Here is a 22854-nt window from a genome sequence, read left to right as displayed (position 1 = left end):
TGGTCCTCGAGATATTCGGTTCCGAGGGCGAGGTTACCGCGCGGTGTATCGCTAGGCAGGAAAAGAAGAGCGCACGCTGTATCCGAAATCGGAGAGTAGATTCACTCCGTTGATCGTGTGGGAGTTCGCGGAGCTGAGGTAGAGCACGCTCCAGGCGACGTCGTCGGCGGTGTGGACCGGGTAGTCCGCGTCGGCAAACGACTCGACCCCCATTCCGCGTCGGGCCATGGGGGTGTCCACGATGGACGGACAGATGCTGTTCACCCGGATCCGGTGCTCGTCGAAGAGCTCGACGGACAACGCTCGGGTGAGTTGGACGAGAGCACCCTTGGACGCGTTGTAGGCGAGCATCCCGGGCGCGGAGACGAACCCGGAGTCCGATCCGATGACTCGGGTTGTTCTTACCATCCACGAACCACCCGCCGCGCCGGGCGATGTCACGCCGGCCCGACAGCCATCCTGGACATCATGGTCGTAGAAAGAACCGGTGAGGAAGAAGGACCAGCACCGGCAGGCGGAGTCGTGAACTGGTCGGGACGCGTCAGCCTGGACCGCCGGTCGTTGCTCCGACTCGGCGCGGTCGGGGGTATCGGCGCGGCGTCCGCGGCAGGTTTCCTCTACGCCGGAGGCTGGTTCAGCCCCGAGCGGCTCACACCCGCTCGCTTCGCCGACCGATTCGAGCACGTCTTCGGCCGGCACGAGGGATTCCGCCGCAACCACGCTAAAGGCGTCGCCGTCAGTGGCTATTTCACCGGCAACGGCCACGGCTCCTCGTTGAGCACCGCCTCGGTGTTCGCCGCCGGCCGCACCACGGTGACCGGTAGGTTCTCGCTGGCCGGTGGGATGCCGTACGTGACGGACAGTCCAGCCACCGTTCGCGGTCTCGGTCTGCTGTTCCAGCTACCCGACGGCGAGCAGTGGCGTACCGCGATGGTGAACATCCCGGTGTTCACCGACCGGGTGCCGGAGGGCTTCTACGCCAGGCTCCTCGCCTCGAGGCCGGACCCGTCGACCGGGAAGCCCGACCCGGCAGCGATGGGCCGGTTCCTGGCGCGGTTCCCCGAGACGGCCCGCGCGATGGCACACATCGCGGCGCATCCCGCGACCTCCGGTTTCGCCGACAGCACCTTCCACGGGCTCAACGCGTTCCGGTTCGTCGACGCCGTGGGCCGGTCCACTCCCGTGCGCTGGCGGTTCGTGCCGCATGATTCGGCACCCCCCGCGCCTGCCGCGCACCCGACCGGGCGAGATGCCCTGTTCGACGCGTTGGTGTCCCGGTTCGCCGCCGGCCCGCTGCGCTGGGATCTCGAACTGGTCGTCGGTGAGCCGGGCGATCCCACCGATGACGCCACCACACCGTGGCCCGCCGGCCGGCGCACGGTCACCGCCGGCACCCTGACCCTCGACACGGCGGACACCGAGGCGCCGGGCAACGCCCGCGACATCAACTTCGACCCGCTGGTGCTCCCGTCGGGCATCGCACCATCGGACGATCCGCTGCTCAGCGCCCGCTCGGCGGTGTACTCCGCGTCGTACACCCGTCGCAGCGGTGAGCCCAAGACCCCCAGTGCGGTACACGCACAGGAGGCTCGCCCATGACCGCCGAGCAACCCCAGCACTTCACGAGAACCGCGCAGACGCTGCATTGGCTCATGGCGGTCATGGTGCTGGCGATGTTGGTGGTCGGGGTGACCATGGTGACCACCACGGCCGGCTACCACGTACTCCTGGCGATACACCGCCCACTGGGCGTTGCGATCCTGGTGCTCGTCGTGGTGCGTTTCGGCTATCGGCTGTGGCGCCGTCCTCCGCCGCATCCTCGACAGATGCATCCACTCGACCGGCGAGCCGCGATCGTCACCGAGTACCTGCTGTATGCCTTGCTGCTCGTCCAGCCACTAGTCGGCTGGGCCACCGTCTCCGCTTCCGGGACACCCGTGGTACTGGCCGGCTCAGTGCATCTTCCCTCGATCGCCCCGTCAGTCCCGTCCCTCTATGCCGCCCTGCACCAGACGCACGTCGTCCTCGCCTATGCCCTGTTCCTGGTGTTTCTCGGGCACCTGAGTGGTGCTCTGGTGCACGCGCTGGTGCTGCGCGACGGGGTGTTCGAGCGGATGGTCCTCGGCCGGCGCCGGGTGCCCGCATCCGCCGTGCGGACGGTCGAGGAGTCAGCGATCCGTCACAGGTGACGCTGGACCGAGGGCCGACTCCGGTCCTGCCGTGCGTGCCCCGAGGACCGCCATGACCAGATCGACATAGCGGTCGACGATCTCAGCTCTGGTCAGGGGTCCGGCGGGTGAGAACCATTCACGAATGCCGTTGAGCATGTCGAGTATGGCCATCGTGGTGATTCTGACGTCACGGACCACGAACTCGCCGCTGCGGCAGCCGGCGTCGATGGTGTCGTGTACGGCGTCGTGGTATGTGCGTTGCAGCTCGAGCCCATGATCCCGGTTCTCGGGGGCGAGCGCATTGCGGATCGGGTTGCCGGTCAGCAGTTCCGGTCGCCGGTCCTCGCTGATCTCGATGTGTAGGCGAACCGTCCGGCGGATTCGCTCGGTCGGCGACAAACCGGCATCCCTCAGGACGGGAACCGTCGCGTCGACGAAGTCGGTCATGAACCGTGAGACCACCGCGTGGAGCACATCCTGCTTGTTCGTGAAGTGGTGATACATGGTTGAGGACGAGATACCGGCGGCGTTGGCGATGTCGCGTATCGACGTCGCCCCGAAACCGCGTTCATAGAACAGCGTGCTCGCATGTTTCAGGATCTGGTCGTGCGGCACCGGCCCGTCGTCCAGCGACTTCTTCCTGGCCACGCCGCGCCTCCCGGGGATGGTCCGCTGCCTCCTGCTCGGCCCGGTCATCGTAGGTGAGGGGAACGGCGCCCCGGCTCGGATCGGTTGTCAGTGCAGAGCCGTGGCAGTCGGACAACGTCTTGACCGCCAGGTGGTCACGTGCTTAACCTGTGTCGATCAAATGATCGACACAGGTCCGCTGGCCGCTTCGCCAGGGGACGATCTCTACGGTGGGGTGGTCATGCAGACGGGTTCCGACTGGTCGACGGTTCCGGTCAAGGGGGCGAAGGTCCTGGTCACCGGGGCGGCGGGAGGCCTCGGGCGGGCGTTGACCGAAGCGCTTGCGCAGCTCGGTGTGGAGGTCGTCGGTATCGACAGAGCTGGCACCGTGGTCGCCGGCGACACTCCGATGATCACCGCGGATTTGACTGATGACGAGGCAGGGCCTCGGGCAGTCGTGGAGGCGATAGATCGCCTCGGCGGTCTGGACGGACTGGTCGGCGCCGCCGGGATCGTCGACACGATTCACCGTGCACACCGGTTCCCGATCGCGGACTTCCGGGCAGACCTCGAGGCGAATCTGTTGGCCCAGTTCGCCGTCGCTCAGGCGGCATATCCGGCGTTGAAAGAGGCGGATTCCGCCTCGATCGTGTTCATCTCGTCGATCGCGGCACAGGATGGACTGCCCGGACAGATCTCCTACGCGGCCGCCAAGGCCGGGCTGCTCGGGTTGGCCAGGGGGCTCGCCGCGGAATGGGTGTCCGACGGCATCAGGGTCAACGCCGTCGCGCCAGGGCTCTTCGCCACCCCGAAAGTCCTCGCGCTGCCGGAGTCGGCACGAGACCGGCTGCTCGCGTCGGTCCCCCTCGATCGGGTGGCGACCCTCGGGGAGGTCGTCGGCTCGGTGCTCTACCTGCTCTCACCCGCCGCTCACTACACGACCGGTCAAACCCTGCGGCTGGACGGCGGGGCAGGGCTCACACTCGGCGGGTTCTATCGCTGATGTCGCGTCTGCTCAGCTCTCCGCCGACGGCCGACACCGCTACCGAGGAACCGCGATGACCTTCGTGACCGACCCACTCTCTGGCCACGCCGAAGCGTCCGAGACAGCCGTGGCACCCGACGTCGACGATGTCGACGTCGTGATCGTCGGGGCAGGCTTCAGTGGCCTCGGTGTGGCGGCGCTGCTCGACAAGGCGGGGATCCGCTCGTTCCGAATCCTCGAAGCGGCCGACGACCTGGGCGGGACGTGGAGGGACAACACCTACCCCGGGTGCGGGTGCGACATCCCATCGCCGCTGTACTCCTACTCGTTCGACCAGAAATCCGACTGGAGCAGGCTGTTCGCCGGCCAGCCAGAGATCCTGGACTACCTGCGCGACGTCGCCCGCCGTCGCGGCCTGATCGACCACATCCGGTTCGGGCAACGGGTGAGCCACGCCCGATGGACCGAAGCCGACTCCCGGTGGGAGGTGACGAGCTCTCACGGAGACCGCTACCGTGCCCGGTTCCTGATCTCCGCCGTGGGACCGCTGCATCACCCGGCGTACCCCGACGTGCCCGGCATCGACACGTTCGACGGTCCGGTCTTCCATTCGGCGGACTGGCGGCACGACGTCGACCTCACCGGCAAGCGAGTCGCGGTCGTCGGCACCGGGGCAAGCGCGATCCAGTTCGTCCCGGCGATCGTCGACCAGGTCAGTGCGCTCACCGTATTCCAGCGCACCCCGCCCTGGATCGTCCCGAAGGCCGACCGGCCCTTCGACAGCCGTCATCGCCGCCTGGCGCGCTGGGTGCCGCCCTATCGCTGGTGGGTCCGCGAGCGGCTGTTCTGGATCCACGAGAACCGTGCCGCCGGCTTCGTCAGCGATCCCGGGGCCATGGCGCAGACGGGTGCGCTGGCACGCACGCTGATCGAGAGACAGGTGTCCGATCCCCGGCTACGCGCGACCGTCACCCCCAACTACGCGATCGGCTGCAAGCGGCTGCTGATCTCCAGCGACTGGTACCCCGCCCTGTCCCGACCCCACGTCGACGTTCGTCCTGGCGGTGTTGCCGAGGCCCGGCCCGGCGCCGTGGTCGGCGACGACGGCGTCGAGGTCGAAGCCGACGTCGTCGTCTACGGCACCGGCTTCGATGCCCAGAACACCATCCGGATGGACATCACCGGTCGTGACGGGCTGACTCTCGCCGAGGCCTGGGCGGAGGGCAACCAGGCATATCTGGGCACCAGCGTGGCCGGGTTCCCGAACATGTTCCTGATGATCGGTCCGAACACCGGCCTCGGTCACAACTCACAGATCTTCATGATCGAGGCACAGGCCCGCTACGTCGTGGACATCCTGCGCAGGCTTCGCCGCCGCGGCGCTGACTCGGTCGAGGTACGACCCGAGGTCCAGCGGGACTTCAACGACTGGCTGGCCGGGCGCATGGTCGACACGGTCTGGCAGTCGGGTGGCTGCCGAAGCTGGTACCAGGATCCTCGGTCCGGACGAAATACCGTTCTGTGGCCCGACACCACGATCGCGTTCTGGCGGCTCACTCGTCGGGCACGGCTGTCCGACTACCATCTGCGAAGCCGCTGACGACCGCGCCGACATCGCCGGGTTCCCTCGGGAACCGATCCACTCGCACTGCTGTACGACTGCTAGTACAGGGCTACCGTCACACATTTCACCTGCGTGTAGTGGTGTAGTGCCTCGAGGCCTTTCTCCCGGCCGTATCCGCTCTGTTTGTAGCCTCCGAACGGTGTCTCGACGGCACCGGCGACCCAGGTATTGACATAGACCTGACCCGCCTCCAGCGCGTCGGCGACTCGTAGCGCGCGGCTGATGTCAGTCGTCCAGACTCCCGAGGCCAGTCCGTAGACGCTGTCGTTGGCGAGTCGGACGGCCTCGTCCTCATCGTCGAAGGCGATGACCGACAGCACCGGTCCGAACACCTCTTCGCGGGCGATGCGCATCGAGTTGTCCACCTCGGTGTAGATCGTCGGGGGCACGAACCAGCCCCCGGCGCGTTCCGAGTCGGGCAGCGGGCTACCACCGAGGACGGGGTGGGCTCCGTCCGTGCGCGCGATGTCGAAGTACTCCAGCACCTTGTCGTACTGGGCGGCGGTGGTGACGGGTCCGAGGTTGTCACCGACGGTGAGCGCTTTGCTGGCGGTGATGAGCCGTTGCACGAACTCGTCATGGATCGTGCGGTGCACGAGCAGCCGGGTGCCGGCGGAACACACCTGCCCGCAGTTCAGGGTGAAGGCGGCGAGGGACCCTGTCGCGGCGCGCTCGAGGTCGGCGTCGGGGAACACGATGTTCGCCGACTTTCCGCCCAGCTCCAGGGTGAGCGGAATGATCCTGTCCGCGGCGATGCGGCCGATCTGCTGGCCGGCCCGCACCGAGCCGGTGAAGGCGATCTTGCGTACGCCGGGGTGCTCGACGAGGGCCGACCCTGCTTCGGCGCCCTCGCCGGTGACGACGTTGAGGACGCCGTCCGGGAATCCGACCTCGGTGGCAAGCCGTGCCAGTACCACTGTGGTGGCCGAGGTGAACTCCGACGGTTTGATCACCACGACGTTGCCGGCGGCGAGGGCGGGCGCACCCGCACGGGCGGCCTGGTTGAGCGGGGCGTTCCAGGGCGTGATGATGCCGACCACACCGAAGGGTTCCCGGCGAGTGAAACAGTGATGGTCCGGCCCCAGGTCGATGGTCTCGCCGTGCACCGCGTTGACGAGGCCACCATAGAACTCGAAGTAGGCGGCGGCTCCGGCGATCTCGCCGACGGCTTGACCGATCCGTTTACCTGTCTCCGCACTCTCGAGCTCGGCGAGCTCCCCGGAGTGTTCGAGGATGCTTGCCGCGAGCCGCAGCAACAATCGGCCCCGCTCGATCGGTTTCCGCCGCCGCCACACCGACGCGGCGGCCGTGGCCGCGTTCACAGCGAGATCGACGTCGGCTGCGTTGCCGAGCGCGATCGTCGTCGCCTCCCGGCCGTCGTGGGGACTGTGAGTGGTGAACCGCCTTCCGGTACCCGCGGGTGTGCCGCGGCCTTGGATCCAGTGGTCGAACGTCGCGGTCATGTCTGCTCCTTGGTATGCACGGGCGCGGGCCGGGTCTCGGGGCGACCGAGGGGTAGCCACGTCACCGGACCAGGTCCCGGCCGATGATCTCTTTCATGATTTCGTTGGTTCCGCCGAAGATTCGCTGTATCCGTGCGTCGGCGTACGCCCGGGCCACCGGGTACTCGAGCATGTAGCCGTACCCTCCGTACAGTTGCAGGCAGCGGTCGACAACGCGTTGCTGCAGGTCAGACATCCACCATTTGCTCTTGGCCGCATCGATCGGGCTCAGCAGGTGGTCACTGAGCAGGCGGATCGAGCGATCGAGGTAGGTCCAGGCGATGTCGAGCTCGGTCGCCATCTCGGCGAGTACGAACCGGGAGTTCTGGAAACTGTCGACTCGTTTCCCGAAGGCTTTCCGTTGGGCCACGTAGTCGAGCGTCTGGTCGAACACGACCTGGGCCGAGGCCAGCGAGGTCGCCGCGATCGAGAGTCGCTCTCTGGGGAGCCGTTCCATGAGGTGGCCGAAACCTGATCCGACCGTGCCCAGGACGTCACCCTCGGACAGCTCGAGGTCATCGAAGAACAGCTCAGCGGTGTCGTTCCCCCGCAAACCGATCTTGTTCAGCTTGCGGCCGCGCCGGAAACCGTCAGCCGTGGCATCGACGAGGAACAGGGTGAAGCCTCTGGACCCGGCGGCAGGGTCCGTGCGTGCGAAGACGACCACGACGTCGGCGAGGACGCCGTTGGTGATGAAGGTCTTCTGTCCGTTCAGGACCCATCCGCCCGCGCGAGGTTTCGCCTGTGTCCGGATGCCGAGCAGGTCGCTTCCGGCGCCCGGTTCGGTCAGAGCCAGGGCGCCTATCGCCTCGCCCGCGCACAAGGGCGGAAGCCACCGCTGCCGCTGCGCGGCGTGGCCCAGGTCGACCACATAGGGCAACACCAGGTCGTCCTGGACCGAGAGCCCGGCATTGAGCGATGCGGCGTCCGCCGCGAGTAGCTCCTCGATGACGACCATCCGGTACCGGAAGTCGTCGCTGCCGCCCCCGCCGTACTGTTGCGGCGCCGCGAGGCCGAGCAGCCCCTGCGTCCCCGCCGCTGCCCAGACCGTGCGATCGATCAGACCGGCGGAGTCCCAACGCTCGCGGTGGGGTGTCACCTCGCGGGCGACGAACTCGCGGACCGTGTCCCGGAACGCCCGGTGGTCGGTGTTGTAGAGGTCGCGGTGCACCGCGTTCAGTTGCTCGGGTCGAAGCTGGTGGTGCGGGCCATGTTGAGCAGCCGGCCACGTTCCGCGGTGACGAGCGCCAGCTTGCGGCTCGCTTCATCGATCATCTCGTCGCCGAGCATCACCGCACCGAGCCCGCCGCCGTCCGAGGACGTGGCGTGCGCGTAGGCCTCGATGATCAGCTCAGCCTTGTCGTAGTCCTCCTGGCTCGGGCCGAAGACCTCGTTGGCGAGTGCAAGCTGGCCGGGGTGCAGAACCCACTTGCCGTCGTAGCCGTAGGCGGCGGCCCGCTCGGCGGAGGCGCGATAGCCCTCGAGGTCCCGAATCAACGCGTAGGGCCCGTCGATGGCCTGCAGACCGTGTTTGCGGGCGGTCATCGCGATGGTCATCAGGACGGTGTCGAAGGGGTCGTACCCCGTGGCCCCAGGGGCGCCGATGGTGAGCGCGGGCATCTTCATCGCGGCCATGAAGTCGCCGGGGCCGAAGATGAGGGTTTCGGTCCGCGCGGTCGCGGTGGCGATGGCCTCGATCTCGCTGAGTCCGGCGGGGCCCTCGATCTGCGCCTCGATGCCGATTCCGCCCTCGGGCAGGTGCAGTTCTCGTTCCAGCTGGGTCAGCAGGATGTCCAGCCAGTGGATGTGAGCCACCCGTTCGACCTTGGGCAGCATGATGCAGTCCAGTTGCGAGCCGGCCCCTCGGACCACCTGGAGGACGTCCTCGTGGGCCCATTCGGTGTCGGCGTCGTTGATCCGCACGACCCTGGTCTTGCCCGACCAGTCGCCCTCGCGGAGCGCCGCCACGACCGTTGCGCGAGCCGAGGGCTTCGCGCCGGGAGCAACGGCGTCCTCGAGGTCGAAGAACACCTGGTCGGCGGCCAGGCCCTGGGCCTTCTTCAGCATCTTCTCGCTGCTGCCGGGAACGGCCAGACAGGAGCGACGGGGACGAGTGGGGCGAGGCTGGACGGTCACGTCGGGACTCACTTTCCTGGGATCAGCGGGTAGAGACAGGGGGAGCGGGGCGGCGACGGCGGACCTGCACGGTCCGGAGCGCCTCACACACGCGTTCGCCGCGTTGGTTCACACCGAGATGCCGAAACGTCACCGCGGCGTCGTCGTCGGAGAGCGGTTCGTTGGACACCACCTCGGTGGCGGCACCGATCGTGTCCCCATGGCGGACCGGCACCGCGAATCTGATGTCGTCCATGCTCAGCTCGCGCACGGCCTGGCCCGTGGTGTCCTGGGTGGCGAGTCCGATGGTCAGGGCGAGGGTCAAGCCGCCGAAGTTGATGCGTTGCCCGAAGGGTGTCGCAGCCATCGCCTGGTCGCTGAAGTGGCCCGAAGCGCTGTTCATCACCAGCAGGGTCAGTCCGTTGAGATCGAGGTCGGTGACAGTGCGCGTGCGGGCGTGACGGAAGCGGGCACCGGGCTGGAAATCCTCGGCGAATCCGTCGGGCGCATCGATGGTCGGCCCGTCGACGGAGCGGCAACGCACCAGGTTCGTCCGGTGGAACTCGATGACCGGTTCGCGGTTCTCGTCCCGTCCGACCGTGTGCCAGGTGACGATGCCGGTATCGGGACGCGAGTCCGACAGGCGAGCCTCGACGACGGTGCTGGAGGCGTAGAGAGTCTCCCCGGGATAGACGTCGCGCAGATAGCCGACCTGGCGCGCGCCGAGGAATGGACCGCCGGCCTCACTGAGGTCCTCGACGCTGAGCCCGAACACGATGGCGAAGACCAGCATCGGGTTGACGAGCTCGTCAGGGTGTCCCTCGGCGCGGGCGGCGACCCGGTTGAAGTGGACCGGGTTGAACGCCAGTGTCTGGGTGCTGAAGGCGATGTTGTCGCCGGCGTGGACGGTTCGGCCCCAATGGTGGTCGAACACTCGACCCACAACGTGGTCCTCGAATGCCGTGCCGCGCGGGATCAAGGGCCACTGTGCCGGATCCGGCGTCGTCATCCGACCTCCTTGTGTGTCATCCAATGAAACGGTGTATCTCTGACTGGCACAAGCAGTATTGGCACGTGGGTGGTCAGTCGTCAAGTACGACCTTGGGTGAGGCGCCTGTTCGTGGTTCGGGATGACAGTTGCCGCTAGCTGTGCCGGTCAGTGGACCGGCGTGCGACCATGGGCGCTGGCCGATCGACTACGAGAGGACGCCATGACTCCGAGTGGCCCGAAACTTGCGGTCGAGGACTCCTCGTCGTCGGTGACCTCGAACTCCTCGGCGGGCACACAGACCCTCGTACGCGGCTTGCGCGTGCTCGAGGCGATGTCCGCGCAGTCCAAGCCGGTGGGCGTCGCCGAGCTGTCACGCCAGCTGGAACTGCCCAAGTCGACGGTGCAGCGCTTGCTGCGAACCCTGGAGCAACAAGGCTGGGCGGAGACCTTGACCGACCCCGTCACGCGCTGGAGATTGAGTCCGCGGATGCTCGCCCTTGGCCGGCGCAACGCGCCCAGCACGGAGGTTCGGGACGCCGCGCGGCCGCACATCGCCGCGCTAGCGGAGGTCACCGGCGAAACGATCCACCTGTCGGTACCGGACCGGGACATCAGCGTCGTCCTCATCGACCGGGTGGACTCGGTGCATCCGGTGCGCACCTTCAACGCCATCGGGGCGAGTTCGCCGTTCCACGCCACCTCCAGCGGTAAGGCGATCATGGCGGCGCTTCCTGACCAGCAGGTTCGGGCGATCCTGTCGAGGCCTCTCGAGGCGCTGATGCGCGGTACCATCGTCGATCCCCAGCAGATTCACCATCAGGTGATCGAGGCCCGCGAGCGCGGGTATGCGGTCAACATCTCCGAGAACCGGGAGCACGTCTGCGCGATCGGCGCGGCTGTTCTCGACACCTCCGGCCGGCCGATCGCGGCCGTGGCGATCTCGATGCCCGACATTCGCTTCGCCGCCGAGCGAGTGGCGGAATGGGGCGCGCTCGTTCGTGAGACGGCCAAGGCCGTGAGCGAGTCGGTCGCCGACGCCTGAGCTCGTACTCGCTCTGACGTCCGCCGTCACGGTCGCTGCTCATTGAGGTAGTGCGACCGTGTGCCTTCCGTCGAGGGCCGATGCCTCGTCCCGACGTCGCCTGTGTCGCATCGGCAGGGGGAGCGTTCGGCGGCCATTCGACCGCTCTGGTTCCGATCTCCCGGTCGGTGAGGTGGCGCCGCCCCGCGGTCGACCTGGCGACCCGGTCGTCCTTGGCGCCGGCTCACGCTCCTCTTGACAAAGCTGGGCGCCATCGTTTCTTATATGCGACATCATTGAACGGCACAGTGTTTCATTCAATGGCACAGACCGCGCCGGATAGCCGAGTCAGGGCACGGTGACCGACGCTCGCCGCCCCGCTCCTCGATGCCGTGCACATCTCCTCAGGGAGGAACCCGAAGACATGAGCTACAAGCCCGGCGACATCAATCTCGGCGACCCCGACCAGCTGCTCGAGGTCGGCAACCCACCGCACGAGTACTTCACCGTTCTGCGCAACGAGGCTCCGATCTTCTGGAACCCCGCGCCCCCGAAGGACATCGGTGGGTCGATCCCACTCGAGCGTGGATTCTGGGTCTTGTCGAAGTGGGAGGACGTGAGTCTGGCGTCGCGCGACTCGTCGCGCTTCTCGTCCTGGCTCGGCGGACCGGTGATCTACGACGTCGAACTCAACCAGGACCCGAGGAATCCCTGGACCCTCGACTCGCAGCGTATGGGGCTCATGGGTAAGGACGGTCAACATCATGCCGCTTACCGCAAGCTCGTATCGGCGGGCTTCACGCCGAAGAACATCGCCGCTCTGAAACCGATGATCACCGAACACGCTGCCCGCATCGTCAACTCGGTACGCGACATGGATGACGCTGAGTTCATCTTCACCGTGGCCGCCGAACTGCCCATGCTGACGCTCTGCGAAATGATGGGTGTCCCGCCGAGCGACTGGAACATGGTCTTCGAATGGGGAAACAAGGCCGCTGCCGTGGAGGATCCCACGATCGACGCCGGTGAGAACATGGCCGCGATGGTCGGCTACTTTCAGTCACTCGTGGAAGAGAAGCGTCGGAATCCCGACAAGAGCATGCTGTCGAGCTACGCCAACAAGATGATCGATGGCGAACGGCTCACCGACATGGACATCAACCTCTTCTGCCTGACCCTGTCCATCGCGGGTCACGAGACCACGCGTAACACGACAGCTCATGTGATCCGCCTGATCAGCGAGCACCCGGAGCAGCGATCGCTGCTCATGGAGGACCTGCACGCGAGGCTGCCCAACGCGATCGAAGAGACCCTTCGATTCTCGCCGCCGGTCATGCAGTTCCGGCGCACGGCCACGGAGGACATCGAGCTGCGCGGGACCCGCGTGGCCAAGGGGGACAAGGTCTACCTGTCGTATGCCTCCGCGAATCGTGACGAAGAGGTGTTCGCCGATTCGCAGAAGTTCGACATCCTGAGAACGGATGTCGCCAAGCATCTTTCGTTCGGGGCGGGGCCACATTTCTGTATGGGGAACTCGTTGGCGAGGATTCAGCTCAGCGCGATTCTGACAGAGTTGCTGACCGTTCGACCGGACGTCCACGTGACCGCTCCTCCCACGAAGGCCCGGAGCATCTGGTTCAACGCCATGACCGCCATGCCCGTCGAATTCGGCAAGGTTGCCGATCAGGTCGGTGCGTGATGAAGTTCGGAGGTGCTGTCGCGGTCGTGACGGGCGCCGGTAGCGGAATAGGCGCGGCGCTGGCTCGGGAGACCGTCCGCCGGGGAGCCACCGCGGTGGCCGTCGTGGACATCGACAAGGTCGCCGCGGACGCCACGGCCGAGGCCCTCGATGCTTCGGGAGTACGCGCGAACGCCTACCGGTGCGACGTAGCCGATGTGGCCGCGGTCGAGCAGGTGGCCGCGACGATCAGTGACGACCTGGGCACGCCGACATTCGTCTGTGCCAACGCGGGGGTCACGCCCGCCGGTGGCCCGTTGCTCGAGGCGGAGCACGGTGATCTGACCTGGGCCCTCGAGGTCAACGTGGTGGGTGTGTGGGCCACGATCAGCGCGTTCGGCCGACGGCTGGCGGATTCTCGGAAGTCCGGATGGATTCTGGTCACGGCGTCCGAACATTCCCTCGGCGTCCCGTTCCCTGGCGGCGGGTTCTATACCGCGAGCAAACATGCCGTGCTGGCGTTGGCCGATGTACTACGCCTGGAGCTGCCGGAGCAGATCGGCATCAGTGCGATGACACCTGGACTGGTGAACACGAACATCTGGCGTGGCCCGCAACTCCGGCCTGCCTCACACGGAGGACCGTCGGATGGCGTGCCGTTGGTGCGGAAGCTCATCGAAAGCGGAATCGATCCTGACGTGATCGCCCGTCTGGCGCTGGACGGGGTCGAAAAGGAAGAGTTCCTGATCGCGACACATGCGCACGCGCTCAGGTATGCGACGACCCGGCATGCTCACATCGAGAGATCGTTCACCGAGCTGGCGTCGACAGGGCTCGCCGACACTTCCTACGATGCGATGGAGCTGGCGGCATCGTTCGAGCCCGGAACGGCGTCGTCCTGATGGCCCACGGAGCGCACGATCGTGCGGTGCGCGGAGCCGACGCACCATGACGTTACTGACTCCCGATCAGGCGAGGTTGCGCGACCAGGCTCGCGAGTTCACCGCGACCGAGCTGTTGCCGGTAGCGAACGAGTTGGATCCACGGCATGCCGACATACCCTGGTCGCTGATCGACCGGATGGGCGAGCTGGGCTACTTCGGCATCATGATCGGCCGTGAGCACGGCGGTCTCGGACTGGGCATGATCGAATACTGTCTGGTCACCGAAGAGCTCTCCCGCGGCTGGATGAGCGCCGCGAGTGTCATCGCCCGTGCCAACGGCACCGGAGCGGCACTTGCCGATCCTCGGCGGCGGACCGACATCCTGCGGCGTCAGGCAGCCGGGCAATGGATCTCGGCGGGCGCCTTCAGCGAACCGGAAGCGGGCTCCGACGTCGCCGCGGTCTCCTGTCGCGCCGAGCGCCACGGAGACACCTATCTGATCAACGGTGAGAAACGCTGGTGCGGATGGGCGAAGGCGGCCGACGCGATTCTCATCCTCGCCCGAACGGCGCCAGGCCGCAGAGACGGTCTCGACGTGTTCCTCGTGGAGAAGGAGCGAGGAGAGTTCCCCCCGGGCATCACCGGCACGCCGATCCCGAAGATCGGCTACCACGGGATCACCTCCTGGCAGCTCTCGATCACCGATCTCGAGGTGCCGGCGAGCAATGTCCAGGTCGGCTCGGACGGCGCCACCGGGCAGGGGTTCTCGCTGTTCGCGAACCTGATCAACTGGGGGCGGTTGCACACCGCCGCCCGTGCGGTGGGCGCGGCGCGCGGCGCGCTCGAGGACGCGACCGAGTACGCCCGCCGCCGCGTCCAGTTCGGCGTCCCGATCTCATCGTTCCAAGGCATCAAGTTCCGGCTGGCCGACATGGCCACCCAGGTCAGCGCCGCACGAGCGCTCTACATGGAGGCCGCGGTTCGCTTCGACGCCGGGCTCGACTGCAAGCAGGAATGCTCGATGGCCAAGCTCTTCGCCAGCGAGGCCGCTGAGCAGGTGGCGAGTTCGGCGATGCAGGTGCTGGGCGGTAACGGCTACACCACCGAGTACGCCGTCGAGCGGCACTGGCGCGACGCACGCCTGACCCAGATCTTCGAAGGCACCTCGGAGATCCAACGCACGATCATCGCCCAACACCTGTTGCGCGACACCTGATCCCCGCTGACCACGAAGGAACGACGATGGCACTCCTCCCACTCGACCTCGACACGGTGGAAGACACCCTGCGCCGAGACCCCGAGTTCCTGCTCCACAGCCGCTACCTGAGCGCCACCCTGCGCGTGGTCATCGGAGAACTGCAGTCCTTCCGCCTCGTGATCCAAGCCGGACGGATCAGCGAGATCGACCCGGTCGTGACGCCGTTCGACTCCTATGACATCCAGCTGGCGGGAACCGAGGCGCAGTGGCAGTCGCTGCTCACCGCGACACCGCCACCCTTCTACCAGGACTTCTACCCGGCGATGGTGCACCACGGCTTCCGAATCGAGGGCGACATGGAAACGATCTTCGCCTACTACCCGGCGCTGCGCAGACTCGCCGAGCTGTTCCGTGAGGTGGCCAACACGAACACGGCTCCCGCGACGGTGGCGCTGTGAGCGCGCGGCTGGCGGAGGTGACCGGGCGCTACCTCTACCTCGACGTGCTCGGGGTGGAGTACCGCGTCTACTTCGAACAGGCGGGTCAGGGTGTCCCGGTCGTGCTGCAACACACCGCCGGCTGCGACAGCCGGCAGTGGCGACACGTGCTGGAGGACCCCGACTTCACCTCCCGATACCAGCTCGTGGCCGCTGACCTGCCCTTCCACGGCCGGTCGTTGCCACCGCAGTCACAGCAGTGGTGGACCGAGGAGTACACACTCCGCCAGGACTTCTTCCTGGCCTTCCACGTCGCCCTGGTCGAAGCGCTCGAGCTCGAACGACCGATCTATGCGGGCTGCTCGATGGGCGGCCACCTCGCGCCTGACCTTGCCCTGCACCATCCAGGCCTGTTCCGGGCGGCCATCGGCCTCGAAGCGGCGTTGAACAGCCATGGGGTGGAGCGCATCCTGCCGTGGCTGTACCACCCTCGGATCGGTAACGACTCGAAGCCCGCGCTGATGCACACCCTGTGCGCACCACAGAGCCCTGAGGCGTACAAGCGCGAGACCACCTACATCTACAGCCAGGGCGCGCCCTCGGTGTTCAAGGGCGACCTTCACTACTACGCGGTGGAACACGACCTCACCGAGGACGCCCAGAAGATCGACACCTCCCGAACGGAACTGCACATCCTCAACGGGGAGTACGACTGGTCGGCCTTCCCGGCTGCCGGTGAAGCACTCGCCGCCGAGGTCGACGGCGCGACCTTCACCGTCATGGAAGGTGTCGGGCACTTCCCGATGTCGGAGAACCCCGACGTGTTCAAGTCCTATTTCCTGCCGCTGCTCGACCGGGTGAGCAGCCGATGAGCGCCGGACCCCTCGACGGTGTGCAGGTCGTCGATCTCACCCACGCCCTCGCGGGCCCCTACACCACCATGCTGCTCGCCGATCTCGGCGCCGACGTGCTCAAGATCGAGCCGCCGGACGGGGACCTGGCCCGCCGAGCCGGTCCGATTCCGCTGGGCAGCGACGTCGCGGCCTACGGCGGCTACTTCCAGAGCGTCAACCGGGGTAAACGCAGCATCGTGCTCGACCTCAAGACAGTCGACGGCGCCGCCACGCTGCGCGAGCTCGTCGCTGACGCGGACGTGCTGGTCGAGAACTTCACGGCCGGTGTCATGGAGCGGCTCGGCCTGTCCTACGAATCGCTGGCCGCGACGAACCCGCGCCTGATCTACGCCACGGTCCGAGGGTTCGGCGACGCTCGGTCGGGGGAGAGCCCCTACCTCGCCTGGCCGGCGTTCGACGTCGTGGTCCAGGCGATGGCGGGAATCCTCGGGATCACCGGAACCGAGGACGGCGTCCCGATCAAGGTGGGGCCGGGGATCGGGGACATCTTCCCGGGCACGATGCTCGCGCTCGGGATCACGTCCGCGCTCTACGAGGCTCGGGGGAGCGGGCGAGGCCAGTTCGTCGACGTCGCCATGTACGATGCCGTCCTCGCCCTGTGTGAACGCATCGTCTACCAGCACTCCTACACAGGCGAAGTCCCGCGCCCACAGGGAAATCGGCACCCGCTGCTGAGTCCGTTCGACATCCTTCCCGCGGCAGACGGCTGGGTCGCGGTCGCGGCACCCAACGACGGACGGTGGCGCCGGCTCTGCGAGCTCATCGATCGCCCGGACGTCGCCGCGGATCTCAGCCTGGCGACCAACGAGCTGCGCGTGGCCAAGCGCGACGTCGTGTTCGACGTCCTTGCGAGCTGGACCCGGCCACGGACCAAGGACCAGATTCTCGCCCGCCTCGGCGGCGAAGTGCCCGTGGGGGCCGTACGCGACATCGCCGAGATCATGACCGATCCCCACGTCGCCACCCGCGACATGCTCATCGACCTTGACCACCCCGGAACCGGACGCCGTTTCCAGGTCGCCGGGCAGCCCCTCAAATTCTCCCGAACCCCGGCCCTACCCCAGCGCCGCGCACCCCTGCTGGACGAGCACGGGCCGGCCGAGCGGGCCCGGCTCGCCACCATCCCGACAGCACAGGAGAACTCGGCATGACCGTGGCCGCGCTCGACGCCGCAGGTACCAACACCGCCCAGATCGCCCAGCTCATCTCGTCCCTGGGAGAGGACGACTGGCAGCGCGCCTCTGCCTGCCCCGGATGGCGAGTCATCGACATGATCGCCCACCTCGGAGCAGTCGCGTCGTCGATCGTCGCGCCGACCCCTCCCGATCCCGACGACCCGCCCCTACCGGCTGAGCGGGAACGCCAGCATGACGTCCTCGTCGACCGCAGACGAGCCTGGCCGCTTGAACGGGTCCTGGACGAGTGGCGGACCAACACCCCCAAGCTCCTCGACGTGCTCGCCGGGATGCAGCACGGCGAAGCCCGCGACACAACGATCACCCTGCCCGGCCTCGGCACGTACCCACAGCACATGCTGGCGAACGCGCTCGCCTTCGACACCTACTGTCACCTGCGTAACGACCTCGTCCAGCCGGGCGGACCACTGCGGTTCCCGCTGCCCGACCCGACCGACGAGCTGGTCCGCCCCGCCGTCGAATGGATGATCGCCGGGTTGCCGCAGATGCAGGGCACCGAACTCGCCGCGACCGTCACCGAGCCGATCGTCGTCGAGCTCGACGGGCCGGGGGAGACCGTGTTCACCGTCCATCCCGCGGCGGGGCCCGGCGATCTCCTCAGGGTCACGCCGGACGCCGCTGGTGACGTACGCGTGACCAGCTCGGCCATCGCCTTCATCCGTTGGGGCACGAGCCGCGATCCCTGGAGCGATCACTGCACGGTGCACGGCGACATCACCGCCGCACGGCCGTTCCTCGACAAGCTCGACATCATCTGACCGAGCAGACCGGGCCCTCGACGGACCGCTCGCTCATGCCCGAACGCCTTCGACGAGGGACAGGAACGACCCGGTGGGGATGATCCTGGTGAGGCGTAGCCCCGACGACTCGAACAGCTCCCGGAACTCGTCCTCGGTGCGCTCGTGCCCCGACGCGTGGACCATCATGTGCAGGTCGAACAGGTAAGGGAGCGGATCGCCGCTCTCCGGGTTCAGGACGGCTTCGGCGCACAGCACGCGCCCGCCGGGGTTCATCGCCTTGGCACAGTTGGTCAAGATCTGAGCGGCCTGCTCGTCGTCCCAATCGTGGAGCATCCATTTCGTCAGATAGACGTCGTGTCCAGATGGCGCCGACTCGAAGAAGTCACCGCCGATCATCTGGATTCGGTCGTCATCGGCGATGTCCTCGGCTGCCTCCACCACATGGGGTTGGTCGAACACGACGCCTCGCTCGACCGAGGGAACGTGCCGGAGCAGAGCGCGCACCAAACCGCCGTAGCCACCGCCGACATCAACCACCGAACGGACACCGCGCCAATCAGCGGCGTGGCAGACCGGTAACTCGGTGGACGCCGAAAGGTCGGCCATCGACCTGTCGAACAGCTCGCCGGCTTCGGTATCCACGTCGGCGAAATAGGCGAACAAGGGCATGTCGTAGACCTTGTCGAATGCCGGCTCACCCGTGCGAACGCTGTGCTCCAGCTCCGCCCACGCACGCCATCCCCAATCGGCGGCACCCATGGCGCGGGCATACACCGAACCGGGCACATCGGGACGTAGAAGACGAGAGAGCTCCGTATTGGCGAAGCGGCCTTCGGTGTCCTCGCTGAAGACCCCGAGCCGGGCACTCGCCCGTAGCAGCCTTCGCAATGAGTGCTCGTCGGTCTCGGTGACGTGAGCTAGTTCCGACGGCATCCGGGGCCCATCGCTCAGTGCGTCCGCCACCCGCAGTCGGGCCGCAACGCACAGAACACGGGTCTGCCACATCCCGGCCAGCAACTCGACCAACCTGGAGTGCGTGGACGGCATGCTCGCTTCGTTCATCTGTCCCTCGCTTCTACCGCGTTGTGATCGATACGATGATCTGTCCGCCTAGGACAGGCCCGGTACGGTCTGCCATGCCGGACCCGCATCTGGTGCGTCATCCCTGGTCACGTTGCACTCGATGACGGCATAAGGCCGATCTTCACAACGGAGGACCTCGTTGGGGTTGTCCAACCCGAAAGGCGACAGGTCGACCGCGAAATGGTGCCTGTTGGGTGCCGACAGCATCACCTCGGCCACCTCGGGACGGGCCTGCAATACCGCCTTGCCCATCTCCCACAGCGTTTGCTGGAGAGCCAGGCCCTGTACCTCACCAAATCGGGCGAGCAGGATGGACCGGATGTCCGTGTACGCCTTGCCCCAATCCAGGTGAGCGCTGGCATAGCGCCAGCGGACCACCAGGGACGTGGCCATGACCCGGTCCGGGGTTTCCTGAATCGTGGTGTAGTCATCGCGCAGGAACCCCTGGAACTGTGCGCCCCCGGACTTCATCACGACCAGGTCCTTCAACCCGGACACCACCCACTGTCGGTCGTCCTCGACAGTGACCTGGGCGGTGCGTACCTCCTGGCCGGATCGGATGAACGTGTGCTCACCGAGCCGTTCCCAGGCATACTCGTCCACTATCACCCGCGCACTGGTGACCGCGGGGAGATCGGACACGAAGTGGCGTGCCAGGGCCAGGGCGTAGTCCTCGATCTCGCCGATCCCCTTTTCCTTGGCGTAGGCATAGCAGGTGTTCTTCTGTGTATCGGTCGGCAATACGCCGTGCAGGTCGTTATGGGTGTAGGCGGCATTGAAATCTCCGCGCAGCGAGGTGCTCACATTCACATCGCGAACCTCGTGGCGACTGCTGTCCCGGTAGATTCGCACCACTCGATTCTCGGCTTTCCCGTACTGATTAGGCCCCAAGATAATCGACATGTCATCTCCAGTGGTGGTCGGGTCGGCACCGCTTCGCCGAGCCTGGTGTCGCGTCGCAGATGTTGCAGCGTCTGCGACGCGACATCACGGTCTGCGAGGTCATGCGACCGCGATTTGAACGCACTGCCATGGACAGCCGGTAAACGAGGAGTCGATCAGCTCAATCTCGCATCGAATTCGTCAATAGTTCATTGAGGTGAGCACGTTTCAATCGGGAAAGACATCCAGGATGGTGCATGGTGACAGACGTGGCGATGGGTCACGCGGCGAGAGTTCTCTCTCCCGGTGTCTCAGCGTATTTCCGGCGAATCGGCCTGGCCGGTATGTCCGAGGCCGGCCCATCGCGTGCCGACCGAGGTACTCTCGAGCGGATCGTCGCCGGACACACGCGGTCCATCGCGTACGAGAATCTTGACACGTTCGCCGGGCGTGAGGTGTTGCTCGACGCAGCCAGCCTCACCACCAAGCTGGTGCACGGTGGCCGGGGTGGAGGCTGCTACGAGCACAACATGCTCCTCCGTGCGGCGCTGGACGAGCTCGGCTACACAACGGTCGGGCTCGGCGCCCGGGTGTGGTGGAACGAACCCGATGACGCCCCCGTACCCGCGCGTAGCCACATGCTGCTGCTCGTCGACCTGCCGGAAGAAGGGCCACATATCGTCGACGTCGGGTCCGGTATGGCCCTGACCGGTGTGCTGAGGCTCGACACCGATGTGGAACAGGCCACGCCGCACGAGGCGTTCCGTCTACTGAGCAAGGGGTCCGCTTTTCTGCTGGAGGTTCATCTGGGTGCGCAGTGGCGACCGTTGTATCAGTTCGACCTCGCGGAACAGTACTTTGCCGACTACGTCGTGAACAACTGGTACAACGGACACCACCCCGATTCTCCATTTGTCAATGAGCTACTCGTCGGGAGGCCCGACATCGGTTTTCGCTACGCTCTTTCCGGTTCCATTTCCGGAGGTGCTGGTCTCGCCGTTCATCATGTCGATGGGCGGACCGAGCGCCGCGCGCTGGAGTCGCCGGCCGCGGTACGAGCCGCCCTCGAGGAGCGATTCTTGCTCGACCTGTCAGGCATGCCCGACCTCGATGCAGTGCTCTCTCGAATGTTCTGACTACTCGCGTGCGGACGAATCGTACCGGCGAATTCAGGTGCGCCGATGTTCGTTCTCATCGCGCGGACTTCGTTTCGGTTCAGGAGGGACGTCATCGTGCTCGACGAGGCAGCCGTGCGTGTCGCGGACAGGCTGGCTGACGTGCTGGCCGGTCGTGTGGTTGTTGCGACCGACCCCGATTACGAGCAGGTTCGGGCCGTGTGGAACGGCGCGGTCGAGCACCGACCGGCGATGATCGCGTTGTGCGAATCGTCCCGGGACGTCCGCCAGGCGGTGCTCGCCGCGCGTGCACACCGTCTCCCGCTGTCAGTACGTGGCGGAGGGCATGACTGGGCCGGGCGGGCACTGTGCCCCGGCGGCATGGTCATCGACCTGACCCGGATGAGGGCCGTCCTGGTCGACCCTGCGGGTCGGGTGGCGACCGCTCTCGGTGGCGCCACCTCTGGTGACGCCGCGCTCGCCGCGAGTCGGTACCGACTGACTCCGGTGATCGGCACGGTCAGCATGGTCGGCCTGGCCGGGCTGAGCCTGGGTGGCGGCTACAGCCCGTTGGCTCCCCGCTACGGCCTCGCGGCGGACAACCTGCTCGGCGTCCAGCTGGTGCTGGCCGACGGACGTGTTGTCACCGCCGACGAGTCCACCAATCCCGACCTGTTCTGGGCAGTGCGGGGCGGCGGCGGCAACTTCGGGGTGGTGACCGCGATGCGCATCCGCATGCACCCGGTGGCCACCGTGGTGTCCGGGGCGATCGTGTTCCAGTGGTCGAGGGCCGAGTCGGTACTGCGGGACCACTCCGAGCTCTCGTCCAGCGCGCCCGACGAGCTCGGCATGGTCGGTGGCATATTCCGCACCCAGGATGGTGAACCCGCACTGACTCTCTCCCCGGTGTGGTGCGGCGACGCGGCCGAAGGGGCGCGGCACCTCGCCCGCCTGGGCGCCCCCGCCGGCCAGACCTTCCGCACCCTCCCCCTCCACCGGACGCTGGCGGTGCCGGATGCCCGACTGCCCAACGGCAGGCACTATGAGATCCGCACCCGGTCGCTGGCCACTCTCACCCCCGCCGCGATCGATGCACTCATGAGGGCAGGAAGCGACCTGCCATCGTCGACATCTGTCATCACCTGGCAGTACCTGCGCGGAGCCGCCGCCAGAGTGCCGGCCACTGCCACCGCATTCGCTCTCCGCCGCGAGCACTTCATGATTCAGATCATCGCGTCGTGGGCCCCTTCCGAGGACGGCGCGCCACATCGCGCCTGGGCCGCCGAGCTGGACCGGGCACTGGCGAGAGAAGCGCTACCCGGTGGCTACCCCAACCTGCTCGCGGTCGACGCGCTCGACCAGATCGCCGGTGCCTACGGCGACAACGCGGAAAGACTCCAGCGGATCAAGTGGGATGTCGATCCCGACCGCGTGTTCACCGCGACGCCGCTGCCTCCGTCCTGACGTGCATCGCGGGGTAAATGAAATCCTGGCGTAAGGCATCGGCGAGGCGTGTCGTTCGGAACAAATCAAGGTCCTTGCGTCAGAGAGCCAGCGCGGTCTCGTCGTGAGAACAACCCTCGGTCACTGCCGGTGGTCGCCGAAGCATCAATCGGGCGTCGACCAGGATCAGGGACAGTAGGGGAGTGTGCTCATCCGTGCACGCAGTGGGAAGTAGGGAAAGGGTATTC

22 protein-coding genes are annotated in these 22854 nt (G+C 66.7%); 14 read left to right on the top strand and 8 right to left on the bottom strand.

Annotation, left to right across the window (positions count from 1 at the left end):
- Positions 1-51: 51 nt before the first annotated feature.
- Positions 52-408, bottom strand: coding sequence for an SDR family NAD(P)-dependent oxidoreductase (locus G406_RS45300; protein ID WP_084215858.1), 357 nt, complete (start codon positions 406-408; stop codon positions 52-54).
- A 60-nt stretch (positions 409-468) separates the two neighbouring features.
- Here G406_RS45300 and G406_RS0107920 point away from each other — a divergent pair, with 60 nt between their 5' ends.
- A complete protein-coding gene (locus tag G406_RS0107920; protein WP_084215857.1) occupies positions 469-1599 on the top strand; it encodes a catalase family peroxidase in 1131 nt (376 codons plus the stop codon).
- On the top strand, positions 1596-2189 hold the full coding sequence (locus G406_RS45295; RefSeq protein WP_064742866.1) for a cytochrome b: 594 nt from the start codon (positions 1596-1598) through the stop codon (positions 2187-2189). Before G406_RS0107920 ends, G406_RS45295 begins: the two co-directional genes overlap by 4 nt.
- Here the strand turns inward: G406_RS45295 and G406_RS45290 are convergent.
- Positions 2169-2819, bottom strand: a complete 651-nt coding sequence (locus G406_RS45290; protein WP_051341801.1) for a TetR/AcrR family transcriptional regulator — start codon at positions 2817-2819, stop codon at positions 2169-2171. The two genes, G406_RS45295 and G406_RS45290, sit on opposite strands and share 21 nt — an antisense overlap.
- Positions 2820-3039: 220 nt before the next feature.
- Here G406_RS45290 and G406_RS45285 point away from each other — a divergent pair, with 220 nt between their 5' ends.
- Positions 3040-3801 carry an SDR family NAD(P)-dependent oxidoreductase gene (locus G406_RS45285; RefSeq protein WP_037075724.1) on the top strand — a complete coding sequence of 254 codons (762 nt, stop codon included), beginning with the start codon at positions 3040-3042 and terminating at the stop codon, positions 3799-3801.
- A gap of 55 nt (positions 3802-3856) precedes the next feature.
- Positions 3857-5383 carry a flavin-containing monooxygenase gene (locus tag G406_RS0107900; RefSeq protein ID WP_064742865.1) on the top strand — a complete coding sequence of 509 codons (1527 nt, stop codon included), beginning with the start codon at positions 3857-3859 and terminating at the stop codon, positions 5381-5383.
- 62 nt (positions 5384-5445) lie between these two features.
- Here the strand turns inward: G406_RS0107900 and G406_RS45280 are convergent, their stop codons facing one another.
- From G406_RS45280 to G406_RS57735, 4 genes are all read right to left on the bottom strand, one after another.
- Entirely contained in the window at positions 5446-6870 is a 1425-nt protein-coding gene (locus G406_RS45280; RefSeq protein ID WP_037075651.1) for an aldehyde dehydrogenase family protein, read from the bottom strand.
- A 61-nt stretch (positions 6871-6931) separates the two neighbouring features.
- Positions 6932-8080 carry an acyl-CoA dehydrogenase family protein gene (locus G406_RS0107890; RefSeq protein ID WP_028933429.1) on the bottom strand — a complete coding sequence of 383 codons (1149 nt, stop codon included), beginning with the start codon at positions 8078-8080 and terminating at the stop codon, positions 6932-6934.
- A gap of 5 nt (positions 8081-8085) precedes the next feature.
- Complete coding sequence (locus tag G406_RS0107885; RefSeq protein WP_037075648.1) at positions 8086-9045, bottom strand: HpcH/HpaI aldolase/citrate lyase family protein; 960 nt, start codon at positions 9043-9045, stop codon at positions 8086-8088.
- 22 nt (positions 9046-9067) lie between these two features.
- A complete protein-coding gene (locus G406_RS57735; RefSeq protein WP_064742864.1) occupies positions 9068-10033 on the bottom strand; it encodes a MaoC family dehydratase in 966 nt (321 codons plus the stop codon).
- Between the two features lie 121 nt (positions 10034-10154).
- Here G406_RS57735 and G406_RS0107875 point away from each other — a divergent pair, with 121 nt between their 5' ends.
- From G406_RS0107875 to G406_RS0107840, 8 genes are all read left to right on the top strand, one after another.
- A complete protein-coding gene (locus G406_RS0107875) occupies positions 10155-11057 on the top strand; it encodes an IclR family transcriptional regulator domain-containing protein (protein ID WP_084215854.1) in 903 nt (300 codons plus the stop codon).
- A 403-nt stretch (positions 11058-11460) separates the two neighbouring features.
- Entirely contained in the window at positions 11461-12735 is a 1275-nt protein-coding gene (locus G406_RS45270; RefSeq protein WP_051341797.1) for a cytochrome P450, read from the top strand.
- Positions 12735-13616, top strand: coding sequence for an SDR family NAD(P)-dependent oxidoreductase (locus tag G406_RS45265; RefSeq protein ID WP_051341796.1), 882 nt, complete (start codon positions 12735-12737; stop codon positions 13614-13616). Before G406_RS45270 ends, G406_RS45265 begins: the two co-directional genes overlap by 1 nt.
- Positions 13617-13662: 46 nt before the next feature.
- Entirely contained in the window at positions 13663-14814 is a 1152-nt protein-coding gene (locus G406_RS0107860) for an acyl-CoA dehydrogenase family protein (RefSeq protein WP_028933426.1), read from the top strand.
- Positions 14815-14840: 26 nt separating this feature from the next.
- Positions 14841-15254: a hypothetical protein gene (locus tag G406_RS45260; protein ID WP_037075646.1), complete on the top strand. Its 414-nt coding sequence runs from the start codon at positions 14841-14843 to the stop codon at positions 15252-15254.
- Positions 15251-16105: an alpha/beta fold hydrolase gene (locus G406_RS0107850; RefSeq protein ID WP_028933425.1), complete on the top strand. Its 855-nt coding sequence runs from the start codon at positions 15251-15253 to the stop codon at positions 16103-16105. Before G406_RS45260 ends, G406_RS0107850 begins: the two co-directional genes overlap by 4 nt.
- Complete coding sequence (locus G406_RS0107845) at positions 16102-17298, top strand: CaiB/BaiF CoA transferase family protein (protein WP_028933424.1); 1197 nt, start codon at positions 16102-16104, stop codon at positions 17296-17298. Before G406_RS0107850 ends, G406_RS0107845 begins: the two co-directional genes overlap by 4 nt.
- A complete protein-coding gene (locus tag G406_RS0107840) occupies positions 17295-18101 on the top strand; it encodes a maleylpyruvate isomerase family mycothiol-dependent enzyme (RefSeq protein ID WP_028933423.1) in 807 nt (268 codons plus the stop codon). Before G406_RS0107845 ends, G406_RS0107840 begins: the two co-directional genes overlap by 4 nt.
- A gap of 33 nt (positions 18102-18134) precedes the next feature.
- Here G406_RS0107840 and G406_RS0107835 read toward each other — a convergent pair whose 3' ends face one another.
- Together G406_RS0107835 and pucL are read right to left on the bottom strand one after the other, a co-directional pair.
- Positions 18135-19145: a methyltransferase gene (locus G406_RS0107835; RefSeq protein WP_028933422.1), complete on the bottom strand. Its 1011-nt coding sequence runs from the start codon at positions 19143-19145 to the stop codon at positions 18135-18137.
- Positions 19146-19193: 48 nt separating this feature from the next.
- Positions 19194-20069 (bottom strand): factor-independent urate hydroxylase, encoded by an 876-nt coding sequence (gene pucL, locus G406_RS0107830; RefSeq protein WP_028933421.1) that lies wholly within the window; start codon positions 20067-20069, stop codon positions 19194-19196.
- 236 nt (positions 20070-20305) lie between these two features.
- Here pucL and G406_RS0107825 point away from each other — a divergent pair, with 236 nt between their 5' ends.
- A complete protein-coding gene (locus G406_RS0107825; protein ID WP_084215852.1) occupies positions 20306-21184 on the top strand; it encodes an arylamine N-acetyltransferase family protein in 879 nt (292 codons plus the stop codon).
- A 45-nt stretch (positions 21185-21229) separates the two neighbouring features.
- The gene (locus G406_RS0107820) at positions 21230-22627 is read left to right on the top strand and encodes an FAD-binding oxidoreductase (protein ID WP_084215851.1); all 1398 of its coding nucleotides are present in this window, start codon (positions 21230-21232) and stop codon (positions 22625-22627) included.
- Positions 22628-22854: the final 227 nt, after the last annotated feature.

The sequence above is a fragment of the Actinospineispora spinosispora DSM 44797 genome (assembly GCF_000429025.1).
Classification (GTDB): Bacteria; Actinomycetota; Actinomycetes; order Mycobacteriales; family Pseudonocardiaceae; genus Pseudonocardia; species Pseudonocardia spinosispora.
The sequence above is the reverse complement of the archived record's forward strand: the minus strand, read 5'-3'. Positions and strand labels throughout refer to the sequence as shown.